Source organism: Anabaena sp. CCY 9910 (assembly GCF_963920875.1).
Taxonomy (GTDB): domain Bacteria; phylum Cyanobacteriota; class Cyanobacteriia; order Cyanobacteriales; family Nostocaceae; genus Trichormus; species Trichormus variabilis.
In genome coordinates, this window is the sequence record NZ_CAWUDJ010000008.1 from 53,854 (window position 1) to 72,361 (window position 18,508).

The 18,508-nt window shown below is 42.3% G+C and carries 12 protein-coding genes; 5 read left to right on the forward strand and 7 right to left on the reverse strand.

Annotation, left to right across the window (positions count from 1 at the left end):
• Positions 1-28 precede the first annotated feature (28 nt).
• The gene (locus ACM5QX_RS08925) at positions 29-1,150 is read left to right on the forward strand and encodes a geranylgeranyl reductase family protein (RefSeq protein ID WP_414753231.1); all 1,122 of its coding nucleotides are present in this window, start codon (positions 29-31) and stop codon (positions 1,148-1,150) included.
• 324 nt (positions 1,151-1,474) lie between these two features.
• On the opposite strand, the gene ACM5QX_RS08930 is transcribed toward ACM5QX_RS08925, so the two are convergent.
• The 3 genes from ACM5QX_RS08930 to ACM5QX_RS08940 form a co-directional block, all read right to left on the reverse strand.
• Entirely contained in the window at positions 1,475-4,195 is a 2,721-nt protein-coding gene (locus tag ACM5QX_RS08930; protein WP_414753232.1) for a glycoside hydrolase family 10 protein, read from the reverse strand.
• A 91-nt stretch (positions 4,196-4,286) separates the two neighbouring features.
• Positions 4,287-5,627, reverse strand: coding sequence for a TIGR03279 family radical SAM protein (locus ACM5QX_RS08935; RefSeq protein WP_414753233.1), 1,341 nt, complete (start codon positions 5,625-5,627; stop codon positions 4,287-4,289).
• Between the two features lie 230 nt (positions 5,628-5,857).
• Positions 5,858-6,820: an undecaprenyl-diphosphate phosphatase gene (locus ACM5QX_RS08940; RefSeq protein WP_414753234.1), complete on the reverse strand. Its 963-nt coding sequence runs from the start codon at positions 6,818-6,820 to the stop codon at positions 5,858-5,860.
• Positions 6,821-7,065: 245 nt separating this feature from the next.
• On the opposite strand from ACM5QX_RS08940, the gene ACM5QX_RS08945 reads away from it, so the two are divergent.
• The 3 genes from ACM5QX_RS08945 (at position 7,066) to nadB (ending at position 10,475) form a co-directional block, all read left to right on the forward strand.
• Positions 7,066-7,845, forward strand: coding sequence for a DUF3120 domain-containing protein (locus ACM5QX_RS08945; protein WP_414753235.1), 780 nt, complete (start codon positions 7,066-7,068; stop codon positions 7,843-7,845).
• Between the two features lie 275 nt (positions 7,846-8,120).
• Complete coding sequence (psbU, locus tag ACM5QX_RS08950; protein ID WP_041456602.1) at positions 8,121-8,549, forward strand: photosystem II complex extrinsic protein PsbU; 429 nt, start codon at positions 8,121-8,123, stop codon at positions 8,547-8,549.
• Between the two features lie 246 nt (positions 8,550-8,795).
• The gene (gene nadB, locus ACM5QX_RS08955; RefSeq protein WP_041456603.1) at positions 8,796-10,475 is read left to right on the forward strand and encodes an L-aspartate oxidase; all 1,680 of its coding nucleotides are present in this window, start codon (positions 8,796-8,798) and stop codon (positions 10,473-10,475) included.
• Positions 10,476-10,696: 221 nt separating this feature from the next.
• On the opposite strand, the gene ACM5QX_RS08960 is transcribed toward nadB, so the two are convergent.
• The 4 genes from ACM5QX_RS08960 to btpA form a co-directional block, all read right to left on the reverse strand.
• Positions 10,697-10,933 (reverse strand): hypothetical protein, encoded by a 237-nt coding sequence (locus ACM5QX_RS08960; RefSeq protein WP_011317508.1) that lies wholly within the window; start codon positions 10,931-10,933, stop codon positions 10,697-10,699.
• Between the two features lie 664 nt (positions 10,934-11,597).
• Complete coding sequence (locus ACM5QX_RS08965; protein ID WP_414753236.1) at positions 11,598-13,811, reverse strand: CHASE2 domain-containing protein; 2,214 nt, start codon at positions 13,809-13,811, stop codon at positions 11,598-11,600.
• Positions 13,812-14,520: 709 nt separating this feature from the next.
• Positions 14,521-15,504 carry a vitamin K epoxide reductase family protein gene (locus tag ACM5QX_RS08970; RefSeq protein WP_414753237.1) on the reverse strand — a complete coding sequence of 328 codons (984 nt, stop codon included), beginning with the start codon at positions 15,502-15,504 and terminating at the stop codon, positions 14,521-14,523.
• A 77-nt stretch (positions 15,505-15,581) separates the two neighbouring features.
• Complete coding sequence (gene btpA, locus ACM5QX_RS08975; protein ID WP_041456604.1) at positions 15,582-16,430, reverse strand: photosystem I biogenesis protein BtpA; 849 nt, start codon at positions 16,428-16,430, stop codon at positions 15,582-15,584.
• A 730-nt stretch (positions 16,431-17,160) separates the two neighbouring features.
• On the opposite strand from btpA, the gene rimO reads away from it, so the two are divergent.
• Positions 17,161-18,483, forward strand: a complete 1,323-nt coding sequence (gene rimO / locus ACM5QX_RS08980; RefSeq protein ID WP_414753238.1) for a 30S ribosomal protein S12 methylthiotransferase RimO — start codon at positions 17,161-17,163, stop codon at positions 18,481-18,483.
• The last annotated feature ends 25 nt before the right edge of the window (positions 18,484-18,508 follow it).

An 18,508-nucleotide genomic window follows, 5' to 3' on the forward strand; every position in this document is an offset into this window, starting at 1 on the left:
ATTTTGAATTTTGAATTTTGAATTTTTTATGTACGACACCATCATCGTTGGTGCTGGGCCTGCGGGTGGCGCAGCAGCATATCATCTAGCCAAAAAAGGGCGTTCAGTATTAGTTTTAGAAAAAGAATCCTTACCTAGATATAAACCATGTGGCGGGGGAGTATCACCAATAGTTGCCGAATGGTTTGACTTTGACTTTAGCCCAGCAATTTCCCTGAAAGTAGACTCATTTCGCTTTACCTGGAACTTAGGCGATCCTGTAGAAGCGAAGATTGAGACTAAAGAACCAGTGTGGATGGTACGCCGGGAAATTTTTGATCATTTCCTAGTGCAGCAAGCCCAGAAACAAGGAGCTGAACTGCGAGATAATACAGAAGTTACAGGAATTGAGTTTAAAAGCGACTACTGGCAAGTTAACACCGCCAACGGCCCCGTTACAGGTCGCTACTTAATAGCGGCTGACGGTGCGAAAGGCCCAATGGCAAAATGGTTAGGCTTCAAAGAACGTAAACGCCGTTTAGCTGGTGCATTAGAAGCAGAAGTTCCCGCCCAAGTAGAAGATAAATCGACAATTCACTTCGAGTTTGGTTTAGTGAAAAACGGTTATATCTGGAACTTCCCCAAAGAAGAAGGTTATTCCATTGGAGTAGGAACCTTTATTGGTGGTCAACCCCAAGATTTTAAGAAAATTTTGGTTGAATACTCCCAATTATTTAATATAGATGTCAAAACTAGTAAGCAATATGGTCATCCAATTGCTCTATGGGATGGTAATCAAAAATTACACACTCAAAACGCTATTTTGGCAGGGGAAGCAGCTTGTGTAGTTGACCCCATGACCGCCGAAGGGATTCGTCCCTCAATTTATAGCGGTGTCATGGCCGCCGGAGCCGTTGACCAAGCACTTTCTGGTGATATCAACGCTTTGGAACAATACACCGAAATCATTCAGGAAAGTTGGGGTGCGGAAATGGCTTGGGCGCAAAAATTAGCCGGAGCATTCTATCGCTTTCCTAGCGTTGGTTATCAAGTTGGTGTCAAGCGTCCCACTGCACCCAAAGTTATGGGTAAAATCCTCTGTGGTGAAATGTCTTACAGCAGCGTTGCTGGTCGCGCTCTCAAGCGTCTAATCCCTGGCTTTAGAGGTTAGGGAATACCAATTCAAAATTCAAAATTCAAAATTCAAAATGAAGAGTATTTGTAGGGTGGGCATTGCCCACCAAAAACCTTATGTGGCAATACGGTTCAGTTAACGTTGTCAGCTTATCGATTTCAGAAGAACCAAGACTTGGGGGAGAATCCCCCAAACCCCCGATTGGGGGACGGTTGCGTCCCCCAAGCCCCCTCCAAAAAATAGATCTGTTTTATTTTCTTAACTGAACCGTATTGCCTTATATGGTGGGCATTGCCCACCCTACATAGGACTCACTACATCCCTACACCCCTAAACCCCTGCATTTTGGATATTTTTTCACTACCTAGAAACCATATTCGCTCTACGGTTAGGATGTGAATCTAATTGGCGTTCGCCATAATGTAACAGTCTGCCTATAATTGCCAGACGGTTTTCCCATGCTCTGACTTGATAGCTATTTTCCATCTGTTGTTGACGCATCCAGACTCGAAATAGTGATTGAAAGCGAGTTAAATTAGCTTTGGCTGTGACTAATTTACTAGCAGAAGGTGCGGTTGCTAGTTGATTTAAAGCATTTTGCAGTAATTCTGCCTGGCTATAAAAATCAGAAATGCTTTTATTTGTTATCTGTTGTTTTTCGTCCTGTAGAACTAATTGCCATTCGCGTTTCAGACTCAGATATCGGGTCACAGCACTTTGGAATGGTTCACGATGAGGTAAAGGTTCACTAATTGCCGATTGTTGCTTTCCTTGAGTATTACTAAATAACTTGTGCAGCTCGTTATTTAAATTTTCGGCGGCGAACAGTGCATAACCACTCACTGGTAAATCCCTCACCAGTTGTAGTTGATCAAATGCACCTAATGTTGGTAGAGAAAGTAATCTGATTCCAGGGATTAATAAAGTAGAACCTAATTGTGTCGAAGTAATCCAAGGTTTTGCTAAGGTCTGGAAACGCACGGTATCTTGGGCATAAGTCATGGGAATAATTAAATCTACATTTCCCTGTCTCGCCCAAATTTCCCAATGCTGTTGAATTTTTTGGACACGTTCATATTCTGGTAAGGGGAAGACTGCAACTGACAAAATCAGGTTGCGGTGCTGCTGACGTAACATTTGAGAGACTTGGGCAACGAAGCTATCAACTTGCTGGGTACGGAATGTTGTCCACTGCTGCCATAGTTGTGTTTGACTAGGGGAAATCTTCATCGGATCTACACCTGTCAATTGTTGAAACTGGGTTCTGGCTGCTTTACCGTAACCGTAACTTCGTCCGGCTGCTGGGTCTTGGAAAGGGTAGCGAATATAGTCTAGCTGTAGACCATCGACTTTATATTTAGTAATAATCTCTTCGTAAAGTTTCAGCAAATACTGGCGTAATTCGGGATTGGCTGGATCGAAAAAGGGCTTGGTTTGACCAAGGGGAATCATTTGCCCTTGGTGGTCATAGTTTGCCCAATCAGGGTTAGCCGCTAGGACTGGCCCTGGATAATTGGTGGGAATATTCAGTAATTCATTATGACGCTGGTTTCCAGCCGCGAATGTCCAAACCCAAGCGTGTAATTCCATCCCTCGCTCATGTGCTAATTTCACCCCAGAAGCTAAGGGGTCCCAACCGCGAATTAATGGGTTTTGCTGGGGTGCAACTTTACTGGGATAAATGGTGTAGCCAGCGTTGACTGTTTCAAAAAAGATAGTGTTGATTCCTGCTTGCGCCAAACGATCAAAAATTTTGGCTAATTCTTGTTCGCTACCTGCACGGACAATTGTCCCTCTGTCTAACCATACTGAGCGAATTTCGGCTGGTGCTAATCTGCGGTCTGTGGGAAACTGCTTCCACAAGTTTGTTCTGGTTACGAGCCATTGTTGACGAGCCAGAGCATAATTTTTATTGGCGATTAACTGAGGTAAGTTTTTGGCTACTACTCTGGCTTGTGCCAAAACTTGCTCTTTGTTAGCAATGGGAGTTAAAGAGGTGCTGGTAATTCGTGGGGTTTCAGCTTTCACAGACAGAGAGTTATTGCTATTGCCATCATTTACCATTGCGGCTAAATGGGCGCTTTCTACTCGTCCAATGAGGTTTTCTAGTTCTTGTTGGAGAGCGATCGCTTCACTACTACCTATTGGTGCATTAGAATGAGGCGCAACATCCCAATGTACCTGTTGTTCCAGTTGATCAATCGCTTCTTCAGTTGCCGGTGGTTTGGTTACTGGTAAGACTGGTTTAGGTGGAGTGATGGTTTGGGGGGCGATATTATTAGTTCTCTTCTGTTCCTCTGAAACAGTTGCTACCGATGTGGCACAATTGGCCGCACCTCCGGTTATTTTTTTGGTGTTATTTCCTGACACATAACGAGTCACAGCAGCTTTGAGCCAAGAACTATCTAATTCTGCTGTGGAAGCTGCATCTGTTCCCCAGCGCCAGCCCAAAAAGGTAGCACGTTCAGTGGAGACTACGGCGGCGGGATTCTCTCTGGAATTCCACACAGCTACAGTTTGACTAGCACCACTACTGGGTATGAGAACACCACCATGTACATTACCAAAAATTCCACCATTGTTTACCCAGCTATGACTTAGGGTTTCGGGGGGTTTGATTTCTTGTTTATCTTTGAGGCTAAATCCCCAATAGCCGCCTAAGAGGGTTTTTAATAATTGACGGACTCCTGGGGCTGAGAGACTACCAACGGGGCCGCTAGCAATGATATTACCGCCTTTGCTCTTCCATTCTTCCAAGGCGATCGCTTGGGTTGGTGTAAGGGTTTCGATATTCGGTAAAAATAACACGCGGCGATCGCCCCAATCTGCTGCATTACTCACACTTGCTAGGGGAATCACACAATATTCCACCCCAATATTCTGCAAGCGTTTGGTAATTCCTGCCCAATGCTGTGTATTGTCTGGACTTTGAACTACACTCAAAACGGGTTTTTCTACCGCCTTTGCTGTCAAAATATCAACACAATTAAAAATAACTAATTGCAGAGTAAAAATGAAGAATCCAGTTTTTTTAATTTGTAATCTGTGATGATCTTGATTGATTTTTTTGTGATTCTTCACTACTTCTCCTTACCACTAATTAATTATTATTTATTATTTATGAATTAAATCAACTCTGATTTACATCAGGAAAACAACTGATATTGCCTATTTAAACGCTAACACTATCAGTAATACAGGTCTTTATCAGTTCTTCAACCCCCGCTATTGGTATGATTTTGGTGTGTAATTTTTGGGCTACTTCCTCAACACTCATATCATCTAAAAAAACTAATTCTCCATGTTTGAGCATGACATTAGGTAGCAAAATGCCTCCACCTAAATCCTGTTCTTTTAAGTGTAAAAGTAAATCGTGTCCAGTAATTAACCCAGTAACACTAATAGTTTGTCCCCAGTAATCACTAGATAAAGCACGCATATTTATTTCTAATCCTTCCACCGCATTTAAGCTTTTGAGAATTGGTTGAAAGGCTTTTTCTACAGCATTACCAACAACCCAAGTTAACTTTTTGGGATGGTTGATTTTTGCTGGTAATAATTCCGCCGCAGCCTTAGTAAATTGTTTGAGAAATAACCTAATTGAACCTACACCGTTATCAATTTGGGGGTATTCTTCGTACTCAGCCTCGCTAGGTAATTCCTCACCCGCAATCAAAAACCACTCATCGGCTAACCAAGCAACATTAGAACCAAATTGTCGGCGAAATTCCTGGGTTAGCGATCGCACCTGTGCAATCACTTCTTGGGCTTTTTCTCTTGTTACAGGTATAAGTTCGTCTTCTTCAGGGCGAAATCTTGTTAACCCGACTGGTACAACTGCCACTGAGGCAACGGTAGGCACATCCCCATCATGAAATGACGCTAAATCCCGTAGTGTTTGTTCCAGATGTTTGCCATCATTTATACTAGGACATACTACTACTTGGGCATGGATTTGTAGCCTTCTGGCTTGAAACCACCGCAACTGGTCTAATATCTGTGCTGCACGTTGATTTTTCAGCAGTCTAATTCTTACTTCCGGTTCCGTCGCATGAACAGACACATATAAGGGAGACAGGCGCATCTGTTCAATCCGTTGCCATTCCCTTTCCGGTAAATTGGTGAGAGTTAGATAAGAGCCGTATAAAAAACTTAATCGATAATCGTCATCTTTTAAATACAGGCTAGAACGCTTACCTGGGGGTTGCTGGTCGATAAAACAAAACGGGCAACGATTATTGCATTGAATTAGACCATCAAACAAGGCCGTTTCAAACTCTAACCCCAGGTCTTCGTCGTAGTCCTTCTCAATTTCGATATGATGAGTTTTGCCAGAAGCGTCCAAAACTTCCAATTCCAGGAACTCATCAGAGCATAAAAATTTATAATCAATTAAATCGCGGGGCTGTACACCATTAATAGCTACAAGCGCATCCCCCGCTTCAAAGCCAATCTCAGCAGCTATAGAATCAGGTAGTACTTTGGTGATACGGGCGGGAAGAATAGCAGCCATGAATCAAAAGCCAATATCTCATTAGAGTCACTACTAATGAATATAGACTAATGGCAGTAAGATTCAGAACACAGACAACTCCTTGCAAACAATCTTACAAAAATGATTCATACTGACGCACCCTAATAACTTGTATGCTTTGTTGCACCAAATAAATGATGTAGAGACGTTGCATGCAACGTCTCTACAGTTCAGAATGAAGCACCTTTTTACTTCTTTGTCCCCAATCCCTAACTATTTTGCAAAATTCCGGCGCTAATTGCCCCCAAAATCGCTATACCAAACACTAACCGATACCAAATAAACACCCAAGTACTTTGAGTTTTAAGAAAACTCAGTAAGCCAGCGATCGCCATATATGAAAAAATAGCGGCAGAAATTACTCCCACAATTAAAGGAAGCGCTGCACCGTCGGCTATACCTTCAGCGAAAACATCTTTTAATTCGACTAATCCCGCCAAGGTAATAGCGGGAATCCCTAGCAAAAATGAGAATCTGGCGGCGGTTTCTCGTTGTAAGCCCATAAATAACCCGCTTGTGAGGGTGGAACCGGAACGGGAAACACCGGGAATTAATGCTAGTGCTTGGGCTAAACCCATCAACAGCCCATCCTGCATTGTCAGATGTTCAAAATCTCGCTCACGTTTGCCTAATTTTTCTCCCACCCCTAGTAACAAGGACATGACTATCGAGGCAACAGCGATCGCTCCTAAACTTCTGATAGGTGAACTATCAAAATCGGGGATAAGTTTTTTAATCAGCAACCCAAAAAAGACAATGGGTATGGTTCCTAAAATAATTCCTAAAGATAAACGTAAATCATAATCAGCGTAATCTTTCAAGGCGATCGCTCTTGTCGCGCCCTTAATAATTCTTGTCAAATCGCCCCAGAAGTACCACAGCACAGCCGCAATACTCCCCAACTGGATGATAGCCGTGAAAGCTACCCCTGGATCACCCCAACCAAGGGCGACTGGTACAACTTTCAGGTGTGCGGTACTACTAATGGGTAGGAATTCAGTCATTCCTTGCACAAAACCTAAAACAATCGCCTGCAAAATATTCATTTGCTGCACCCCGCCACCTACTGAGTTAGGTGAGGCGCTAAAAACTTCCAAAGGAAACAGCACTACCGACACAGCCGCCGATACTGCACTAACAAGCACGAACCATTGACGTTTGAATAAAGTCATTACTTTACCTGCGATCGCTGTATTACAAACAATTAAATAAACAAACAGCTAACTAGATAAGCTCCCAGGAAAATAACCCAACAAAGCATCTCATGTTCCAGCCTGCGGTGCAATAGTCATTAGTCAACAGCCAACAGTCAACAGTTCTCTCCTCCCCAACCGTGGTAGTATAAATATGCCCCCAGGGGGGATTATTGAGTATGGTATTTTGAGTAATATAAAGATTAGTAACAATTATTAAAACTTTGATTAATAATACTTTGGCATCTTACGCAACTTCTACCACTCCAGGGATTACGGAATTACCGCAAAGCGAAACTGGACAGAAGAATATTCAAGAATTGGAATCGACACTACAAGCATCTCCCTCATTACCTTTAGCTTTAGTGTCTAAACAAACCTGGCTAGTGTTTGCAGCAGCAGTATTTTTAGTATCAGTACCAGTATTTATAGAAGCGCCATTAGTGCGATCGCTACCCACGTTGAGTTTAGCGCTCACAGGATTTTGGGTGTGGCTCAGTTTTACTTTAATGTCCCGTCCAGCAACTTATGTATGGGGAGATTTACTTTTAGGCTTTAGCTGGAGTTGGCTAGCAGGGGGAATTTATTGGGGTTGGCTACGTTGGGAACCTTTGTGGCATTTACCAGTAGAGTCTATAGGACTACCATTTGCTTGTTGGTGTTTGTTACGCAACTGGGGCAAAGTAGGTAACTGGTTTTATTTAGGTTCCTTACTCGGCACGGTTTTAACAGATGTGTATTTTTATGTAGTAGATTTAATGCCCTACTGGCGGCAAATCATGGTAATAGAACCTGAAAATGTGTCGCCCATTTTACAAGCAGCCGTTAGCCAAGTGCAAACACCTTGGGGTATATCGTGGGCAGTTATTCTAGGTTTGGTGCTACTAATAGCAGGAACTTTACCCCTAACTAAAAAGCAGCGACACTGGTATGCTTTCGGCGGAGCAGTCCTAAGTACAATTCTGGTAGATAGCTTATTTTTAATAGCCGCCCTCACGGCATAAAAATGAGAGTGGGGTCTAAGAGCCAGAGAGCAGAAAGAAGAAAATGGACAACTGGCAACTGACAACTGGCAACTGACAACTGACTAATGACTAACACCAAATATTGTGAGCATTAATAAGCTGTATATTAGTTTCTGATGGCTGCTGTGTGTTGATTAAGTCATTGGCTTCTCATAAACAGTAGAAACCTTGTACGCAAAGTCTCTACTATATATTGTTGAAGGCTGTTTGCTTAAAGCTGTTGTTTCAGTTTGATGGAAAGAGGTAAAAAAATCGTGAAAGGATTGGTGCGTTTATTAACAGTATTTAGTTTGTTGCTAGGCTGCTGGGGATGGTTGGGAACAACTCAAATTGCCCAAGCTGGCAGTTTACAAAGTTTTTTGGTTCCTCAAGTCCCAGTTTTGGCGATTGAATCGCAAAATCGGGCAGATGCCAAACTAGCAACAGAATTCGGTAAGAAAATCGATTTGAACAATACCAACGTAAGAGCTTTTCAACAATATCCAGGGTTATATCCCACTCTGGCTCGGAAAATTATCCAAAATGCTCCTTACAGCAAGGTAGAAGATGTCTTGGATCTACCAGGATTAAGCGATGGTCAAAAACAACTCTTACAGTCTAATTTTGACAAATTCACCGTAACAGAACTAGAACCTGCCTTCAACGAAGGAGACGATCGCTTTAACAACGGTATTTACAGATAACCCAATTTGTATTTCCCGTCAACAAGACTAACCCACTCTCTATCCCAGGGGGTGGGAGTCTTATTATTAAATCAGGGGATAGGTAATAGGTGATTGGTGATTGGTGATTACCCGTTATTCATTACCCATTACCCTTCGGGTGACGCTCCTTACGTCGCTACCGCTACGCTAACGCCAGTTCCCTACGGAGGGAAACCCTCCTACAGGACTGGACTCACCCATTACCCATTACCCAGATTTCTAACCTTGTCACAAATAGAGTTTCCTAGCCAATTTGATGTTTTAGTGGTCGGTGCTGGTGCGGCTGGACTGTATACAGCATTGTGTCTGCCAGAATCCTTACGAGTCGGCTTGATTACCAAAGAAACTGTTGCTTTATCTGCTAGTGATTGGGCGCAGGGTGGTATAGCTGCTGCGATCGCCCCTAATGATTCTCCTTCTCTACATATTGAAGATACAATTCACGCAGGAGCGGGCTTGTGTGATGTTACAGCCGTAGAATTTTTGGCTCAACAAGCCCCCAAATGTATCAAATCGTTGGTGGACTTGGGAGTGGCTTTTGACCGACATGGACAAGCTTTAGCGTTAACTTTAGAAGCCGCCCATTCTCGTAACCGTGTTCTTCACGCCGCCGACACTACAGGTAGGGAAGTCACAACCACTCTCACCACCCAAGTATTACGTCGTCCAAATATCCAAGTAATTCAGCAAGCTTTGGCTTTGAGTCTTTGGCTGGAACCAGAAACCGGTCATTGTCAGGGAATCAGCCTCTTTTATCAAGGTGCAATTACATGGGTCAGGGCTGGGGCTGTAGTCTTGGCGACTGGTGGCGGTGGTCAAGTATTTGCCCAAACCACGAACCCGGCGGTAAGTACAGGTGATGGAGTCGCAATTGCATGGCGGGCTGGGGCTATTCTCCGTGACTTAGAATTTGTCCAATTCCACCCCACAGCCTTAACTAAATCAGGTGCAGACCGTTTCTTAATCAGTGAAGCAGTCCGTGGTGAAGGCGCACACCTTGTAGATGATGAAGGGCGGCGATTTGCCTTTGATTATCACCCGGCTGGAGAATTAGCACCCAGAGATGTGGTGAGTCGGGCTATATTTAGTCATCTACAACGCACTGCGGTCGATCCTGCTACAGCCTATGTCTGGTTGGATATGCGCCCCATCCCGGAAGAAAAGATTCGTCTGCGGTTTCCCAATATTGTTAAGGTTTGTCAACGTTGGGGTATAGATGTTTTTCATGAACCGATTCCTGTAGCCCCAGCCGCCCATTATTGGATGGGTGGTATTGCCACAGATTTAAACAATCAAACTAATATACCTGGATTGTATGCAGTGGGAGAAACCGCTAGTACGGGTGTACATGGAGCGAATCGTTTAGCGAGTAATTCATTGTTGGAGTGTATTGTCTTTGGGGCGCAGTTAGCAAATCTCACGCCAGCAGATTTGACACAGCACACAGAAACACCAGCCTTACCCACAAAAGAATTTAAGATTGATGCCAGCGAGTGGCAAAACCAGCAATCACAATTAACCATACTGCGAGAAAAGTTACCGCGTCTAGTTTGGCAAAGCGCTGGTATTTGTCGAGAACAGTCTACTTTATCTGTGGCGATCGCTACTGTGGAATCTTGGCAACAGGATTTTGCTGCGTTGCCTTTAAGCCAATTTTTCTTATCTCTACAACCCAACGAGCCAGTTAGCTTTAATTTCTCAGATACCGACCAACAACTACGACTTTGGGCAGAAACAGGCAATTTACTCGATGTTGCCTATTTAATTCTCAAAAGCGCTGCTTTTAGAACTGAAAGCCGTGGCGGACACTTCCGTTTAGACTATCCCGACTCAAATCCTGATTGGCAAGTCCACACCCTAGTACAAAAGCACCAATGGTGGCAATCTCTGATCATGAAATCTTAAATAATGCTTAAGTATATTCAACTAAGTGTTTAAGTTCCATATATTGACTTCCAATAGGCACAAAAAAATACTGATAGTAAATTGATATTTATCTCCAGGTAATCACTCTGGATTTAAGTTTCTCCCTGTATCACACGCAAATTACTGCCCCTACGAGACTACTTAGTCAAATAGTAAGTAACGTGCTTATTTGCTTATAAAACCCTACAAAAAATGAATATTTAGCGAGTACCGCTACCGTGTTGGCTATCTGGCCCACCATAATTTGGTGGAACATAAGATTCTTCCAAATCTTGTGCTTTTTGCTCAGATTGGCTAGGCATCGTGCTTATATCCCTAGAACTGCTAGCGAAGGAAACATGATTCTGATTTCCATTAGCATCCGCTACCTTGGGAATAATCAGGCTGGCACTAATGCAAAATATCACAACACCGATGATTGTCCAGTTGGTTTTCATAGGTTTGGGCAATTTTTTAAATTTCTGATTTATCTACAGGCTGTTTATTTTTTACAAACAGGAAAAAAGCTTTTCCCAAGAATCAAACGTTGGCTAATCTTATTGGTGAGACAGAGAAATACTTAACTAAAAGACCATCAAGAGTCGCATCCCTTCAAGAATTGACGCCAAGAGGTACTCAATAGTTAAGCAATATAACCTACAGCCGGTTATTTACACCGGTCTTTGGTTATAGTTATTTCTACGTCAAAAGTTATATATGTTCATTAATTACCACAAGAGAAATATCAACATCATGTTTTTTTAATTATTTTTTAATAATTCATGGTGTAAATACTCACACTATCAGTAGTAATTTACGTAACATTACGCAGATTCATCTAAATTTCATCAATTCATGATCTTAAGAATGTGTAAAGTTTAGGGAGAGAACGACCATTATAATCATTCTTTTTAAAAATTGGTTTGAGAAATATCAGTAAAATTTCATAATATGTCCGACCAAGACTAGTTGTGTCGTTCAATATCTAAGTAACTATCATGAACAACTGATAGCAGTTAAATTCAAAATACGAAATACTCTATGAGTAGTTCTACGCCTGTATGGCATTTCGGAGGAAAGGCTACGCCAACAAAACTCCAACATGATTTGGAAGTTCCTTGCTCAGGACTCAGTATTTCCCCTATCTGCCAACTCAAAGCGATTTTTCCCTAAATGTTTGGCGCGGTACATGGCTGCATCCGCTTTTTTTAGCAATGTATCAGGATCTAAACTGGTTTCTGGGTAAATACTAATACCAATGCTGACAGAAACTTTAGTAGTACATCCGTTCAAAACAATTGGCTCAGTGATGTTCGCTAGAATTTTTTCAGCGACTTTGGCTGCTACTTGCACGTTAGGTATCGCCTGTAGAATAACGGTAAATTCGTCGCCACCTAAGCGAGCCACTGTATCGCTAGCGCGTAAAGAATTGCTGAGTCTTTGAGCTATCACCACCAACAAGCGATCGCCCATTTCGTGACCAAGGCTATCATTAACCTGCTTAAAGCCGTCTAAGTCAATAAATAGAAGTCCAAGGGAGAAATTGTTATCTTTTGCCCAATTAATGGACTCGTAAAGTTGTTCCGCAAAATATTTACGGTTTGGAAGACCGGTCAAAGCGTCGTGATAAGCCAAATAACGCAAATGGTCTTCCTTCAGTTTTAATTCATTATTAGAGCGAAACAACTCAGCTGCCGTGCGCTTGAGTTCTTCCTCCATCAATTTGCGCTGAGTAATATCTCTGATCACCCCAACTAAAAATAAATTACCGGCTGCATCCTTGTGGAGCGATCGCTTAGTAGCAATTAAATGAGTTTTTCCATAAGCATCAGTAAATTCTTCCTCATTTTCCTGAGGTTTTTGAGTGTCAAACACTAACTCATCTTGCTGTCGAAAAACATCAGCTTCATGTTTAGGGAAAAAATCAACATCTGACTTTTCGACTAAAAAACTCTCAGGATAACCAATAAATCGACAGTAAGCCTTATTTAAAACAATCCACTGATGTTGCTCATTTTTTACAAAAATTGGGTCAGCGATCGTATCAATTACTTGCTGTAAAAATTCTTTGGAACGCTTTAACTCTTCCTGCATATGAGCAAGATAATTAATCATCCAAATTACTGAACCAACCAAGGTCAGCAGTGCTGGAACTAATGGTATCCACCACCCTGATAAAAAAGCTAGATAAGCACTTAAAAAAAGCAAGCAGCAAGCAAAAAATATTGCCACTATATTGGGAATTGTTCCCCGTATTCGCCATGCTGCTACTGCTCCTAAATATGACCACGCAAAAATCCACAAGTATTCCCAAAAATCAGACCAAACTTTTAATACAGGTCTTCCTTCCAAAGCCGCAGAAATTAACTGACTAATAAAATAAGCTTGCAGTTCAATCCCAGCCACAGGTTTTGCTGCTCTCATCCAACGACTTGAATAGGGAATAAATACAAAATCTTGGAGGCTAGGAGCAGTAGAGCCAATTAAGACAATGCGATCCTCTATCCAACTGCGCGGCACTTTATCATCTAGCACATCTAGCATACTAACCTTTCGGAAACCGCAGGAATCTACAGACGAATTTCGACAACCTGGTTTAGGAAAATTAGACAGAATTTGAGTACCCTTGTCATCAGCTCTAACGTAAGCACCATCATTTTGTTCAAATCGAGGAAAAACTGACTTACCTAGCTGTAAATACTCCGGGTTATTAGCTGCTTTTCTAGGAAGAACTTTCTCTGATTTTAAATACAATAAAGCTAACTTTAAAGCAAAGCTTTCATAATAATTTTCACCAATATGCCAGTACAACAAAATTCGGCGTACTTTGCCGTCTGGGTCATAGAGTAAGTTATTAAAACCTATTTGTTGGGAATTTAATTGTGGTGGTGGCGCAACTTTATAACTTTTATCATTTGATAATAATTGCGTACCGACTAAATTTGGTATTGTTTTATAAGTATCAACTAAATTTTCATGGCCATCTTTGGTTGGCAAATCTCGATAAATATCTAAACCAATAACACGAGGTTGATTGGCTTGTAATTTTTTTAATAAATTAGCAATGATGCCGTCAGGAATGGGAAATCCTTTATGTAAGGAAGCTTCATCAATGGCTACTATAGTAATGCGATTATCAGGCTGTTCGGTTGGTCTGAGGCGAAAAAATTGGTCTAATGCAGCCAATTCTAAGGATTGCAGTAATCCTATAGAACGCAGCATCAGGACACAAACTAAAACGATGGAAGCAGTAATTAATTCTCTTCGTCCTCGACTCAGCCATTGCTTTAGTCCCAGAATTAACCTCACAATAGGATTCCCTAGTTGCTTACTCATTCCCAATACCTAAGTGGGATAATTTTCTTGATTGCTGATAAATATTAACCCAAAATTTCCCAAGTCAGAAAAATCCTAATATTCAAGTTTTATCATCGGGAGAAAAAACATAATTTTAGGCACTCATTTCTTTATAATTATGAATGAAGTAACCTGAATATTGACTTGTTACAAATCAAGTAACTATCGAGCAATAAATTTTGATAAACTAGATTGATTGATCTGGAGAAATATATTAGAAATCATACTTGATTTTTGAAATATACGTAGGGGAGCCACTGCGTGGGAAGAAGAGTAGTCTGAGCGTCGGGTTCCTATATATATCTAGATAATATTTCTCCAGATAATATCGACTGGTATAGATAACAATTAATTGTATGATTGATATTGTATTATTCATAGACACAAGCCCAATCTAAGTACTGTTTGTCAATAGTATATTTTCACTTACTTAAAACTGCCATATTTTTTTCTGAAAAAAAGCTATGTTCAGTGGATGTAAATCTTTAGGGAAGCAAGATATGCCTCAGTATCTCACAGGGAAAGTCAGAGCAAAAATCCTTATTTTCCAAGATATACAACTATAAACCCCTCAGTTCTCATCGCATAAATAAAAAAGTCAACAGGTGATTTATGCTCATCAACCAGTTGACTGTTTTATTTGTCATATTTATTGGTGTCTGGACTGGGTGGAAATGATTTGTAGAAGTTACTTAAAGTACTTGAAGTTGCTTGGCCCTGTATAACCTGTGATTTTGGCTAATTCCGAGAGGTTCTGCACTCCACTATAGGTTTGACCATTAATAATCCAAGTGGGGAAACCTTGTATTTTTGCGGCTCGACACAATTCTGGCTGACCCTTGGGACTATCATCAGCACACTCTATCTTAATTTGGTCACTGATGATTTGGTAGGCTTCTTTCCCAAAAAGTAGTTTCTGGTCATGGCAGTGAGGACACCAATAAGCCACATATTCCTTAGCACCTACCTTAACTAAATGCTGTGCTAAGGCAATTTCTGCCTCACCGGAAGTAGTATTAATTTCCCAACCAAATTCTGGGTTAGGATTGGTTTTGGGAACAAAAGGTGCTAGTTGTCCAGGAGGTATGTTGGCAGAGGTAACATCCGGTTTATTAATACCTGCGTAAACTCCTAGAGTACCAATCAGGGTTACCATACCCACGATCAAAGCAGTAAATAAGATTTGTCCGATATCTTCCCAAGAACGCCCAACAATTGTTAGTACCAAAAGGCTAAGGGAGAATAAAGCCGAACTAATACAATAAAGGCACAGAGCTTTAATTTCAAATGCCAGTAAATACATTAAATAGCCACTAAAAACAGACATGGCGATCGCACCTACCAGCAGTAGCCACCATGTCACATTTTCTAGTTGTTTGCGGTTGTTGTTTTCTCCACCTTTCCAAACAACAGGTGCTAATGCTAACACCAACATACTGGTGTACGCTAAAAACCCAAACAAGGCTAATGGCTGTCCTAAAATTGTTGCCCAGGGGCTGGAAAGTACGTCAGTACAACCCTTCGCACCAGCCTGTGCTACACAAGCTGGGCTACCTCCTGTTAACTTTTCTATAGTTAGATAACCGGTATTGAGAGCGCCAAATCCGGCGATCGCGGCAATTATTAGACGCGACCATTTATGAATCCAAGGAGTAGAACGGCGGCGAATCATAAATTGCGATTGGGTATTAGGGATTGGGGATTAGGGATTGGAGACTAAAAGAATTCCCAGTCACCAGTCCCCAGCACTTACGAATGTATAGTGATTGAGGAAACCGATTTGCTCTCACCTTTAGAGTTCCAACTCCGATGAGCAGCTTCCACAAATTGACTGACGCGAATCGGGTCGATTGGTTGCTCGATTCGACCGTGGCGTTTGAGTGAACTAGAAACAATTACACCGTTGGCAGCCTGCAACAGTGTAGCAATATTTTCCCAACTCGCCCCACTACCAATAAATACGGGTGTGCCATTGGCAGCATCACAAGCTAATTCTAAATCTTCTTGATTGGGGGGACTACCAGTAGCCCAGCCAGACAAAATCACCGCATCTGCTAAACCCCTCTCGATAGTGTCTTTGACCGCCACAGTCAGATTGGGTGAACTCAGTGGTCTAGCGTGCTTGACTAAGACATCAGCCAGGATTTGCACATCACTACCCAATTCTCGCCGATAGCGCAATAATTCATGGGCTTCTCCCTCGATTAATCCTTGGTCTGTCGCCATCACCCCAGTGAGGACGTTGACGCGAATAAACTGGGCGCGGACACAGCTGGCGATCGCCATCGCACTTTTGCCATCATTTCGCAACACATTTAAACCGATCGGTAATGTCACCAAATTCTGTATTCTTTGCACGACAACAGTCATGGCGCTAACAACGGCTGGATCAACCTGATTTTTAGTAAACGGCGCATCAAAAAAATTCTCTACAATAATACCGTCCACTCCGCCACTAGCCAGTGCTGTGGCTTCTTGTTCTGCCCGATCAATCACTGCTTTGAGGCTGCCTCCCCAACGGGGTGAGGTAGGCAGTGGGAGCAAATGAACCACGCCAATAATCGGTGTGCGAGTTTTAAATAGTTGATATAAGTCCACGTCTTTAACTATTGTCAGGGATTGGGGATTGGTACTGGGGGTTGGGTAATGGGGATTGGGTAATGGGGATTGGGTATTCAAAAAAATTTTCCCTCATTTCCCTCATCTTTCTTATCTCCCCCATCTTCCTGATCTCCCTCATCCCCAGCCCACATCATTAAATTTCGTTTTATGCAGGATATTTTACTACCTCCTCCTGAAGACAGAATTTGGCGCAAAACTTACCATAAGATATGTTAAGATAAAACCTGGCTACAAGAGGAGTTTGCCACTCACAACACGCAAGGCAGCTTCCCGTGGTTTAGGCACATCACCTGCGATTCATGTAGGTCAAGCCTGATCGTTAGGGTAGCATTACTGCTTTATTGGGCGTAGTCGCAAGTGCGATTTCCCTGAGGGTAGCGACTTCTCACAACCAGCCCTTTGGGCGGCTTCCCGATGGGTAAATTAACAACGCATACGCTGCGGTAATGTAAAATACCAATAGGCGAATTGTTAAAAAACTTAAAAGTGTCAGATTTATCTCAAGACACTAAAAATTACCCTGGGAAACAAACTAATAAAAACATCATAACACGACCTGAAATAGTCAAACTCAGGGTTAAAGGGCAGTTGTTGACCGTGGATGTACCCCACCAGATCGCTGTCAGTCAAGGGTGCGGAGGAAAAAAGCAAAACTATCGCGTTTTGTGTTTAATAACAAGAAAAGACTGGAAGTTTTTTTCAAAATATGGGTGAAAAGCCGACAATAGCAATTTCTCACTTGGGCTGTGAGAAAAATCGAATTGATACAGAACATATGTTAGGCCTGCTGGTAAAAGCAGGTTATGGTGTAGATACAAATGAAGAATTAGCCGACTACGTAATAGTCAACACTTGTAGTTTTATAGAATCAGCTAGGGAAGAATCTGTTAAAACCTTAGTAGAACTCGCAGAAGCCAACAAAAAAATTGTCATTACGGGCTGTATGGCGCAGCACTTCCAAACACAATTATTGGAAGAGTTACCCGAAGCAGTGGCTGTAGTTGGTACAGGAGACTACCATAAAATAGTTAACGTCATTGAGCGAGCAGAGCAAGGCGAACGGGTTACACTAGTTAGCGCCGAGCCAACCTATATCGCCGATGAAACTACCCCACGCTATCGAACTACTACCGAAGGTGTAGCCTACCTGCGAGTAGCCGAAGGGTGTGATTACCGTTGTGCATTTTGCATAATTCCCCACTTACGCGGGAACCAGCGATCGCGTACTATAGAATCTATAGTTGCTGAAGCCGAGCAACTAGTAGCCCAAGGGGTGCAAGAGATCATTCTTATTTCCCAAATCACTACCAACTATGGGTTGGATATTTATGGTAAGCCCAAATTAGCCGAACTATTGCGTGCTTTAGGGAAAATTAATGTACCGTGGATTAGGATGCACTACGCCTATCCCACTGGATTAACCCCGGATGTGATAGCGGCAATTCAAGAAACACCAAACGTCTTACCATATCTAGATTTGCCTCTACAACACTCTCATAGTGAAGTTCTTCGTAGCATGAACCGTCCCTGGCAAGGGCGAGTCAACGATGAAATCATCGAGCGCCTCAAGATAGCCATTCCAGGTGCTGTGTTACGGACAACATTTATAGTGGGCTTCCCTGGAGAAACAGAAGCACAGTTTGAGCATTTACTACAGTTCGTCCAACGGCATGAGTTTGATCATGTAGGTGTTTTCACCTTTTCCGCAGAAGAGGGAACCCCCGCTTACAAGTTATCAAATCAACTGCCCCAAGAGGTGATGGATGAACGCCGCGATCGCCTCATGGCACTCCAGCAACCCATTTCTTGGCGAAAAAATCAGCAGGAAGTCGGCAAAACAGTTGAAGTCCTGATTGAGCAAGAAAATCCTGAAAGTGGGAAATTAATTGGTCGTTCTGGCAGATTTTCTCCAGAAGTTGATGGTCAGGTCTACGTTGATGGCGAGGCGAAGCTAGGAACCATTATCCCTGTGAAAATTCACAGTGCTGATGAGTATGACCTGTTTGGTCAAGTTGTCAGTCATAACTGATAGCTGATCAGTAGTACAACGTTTC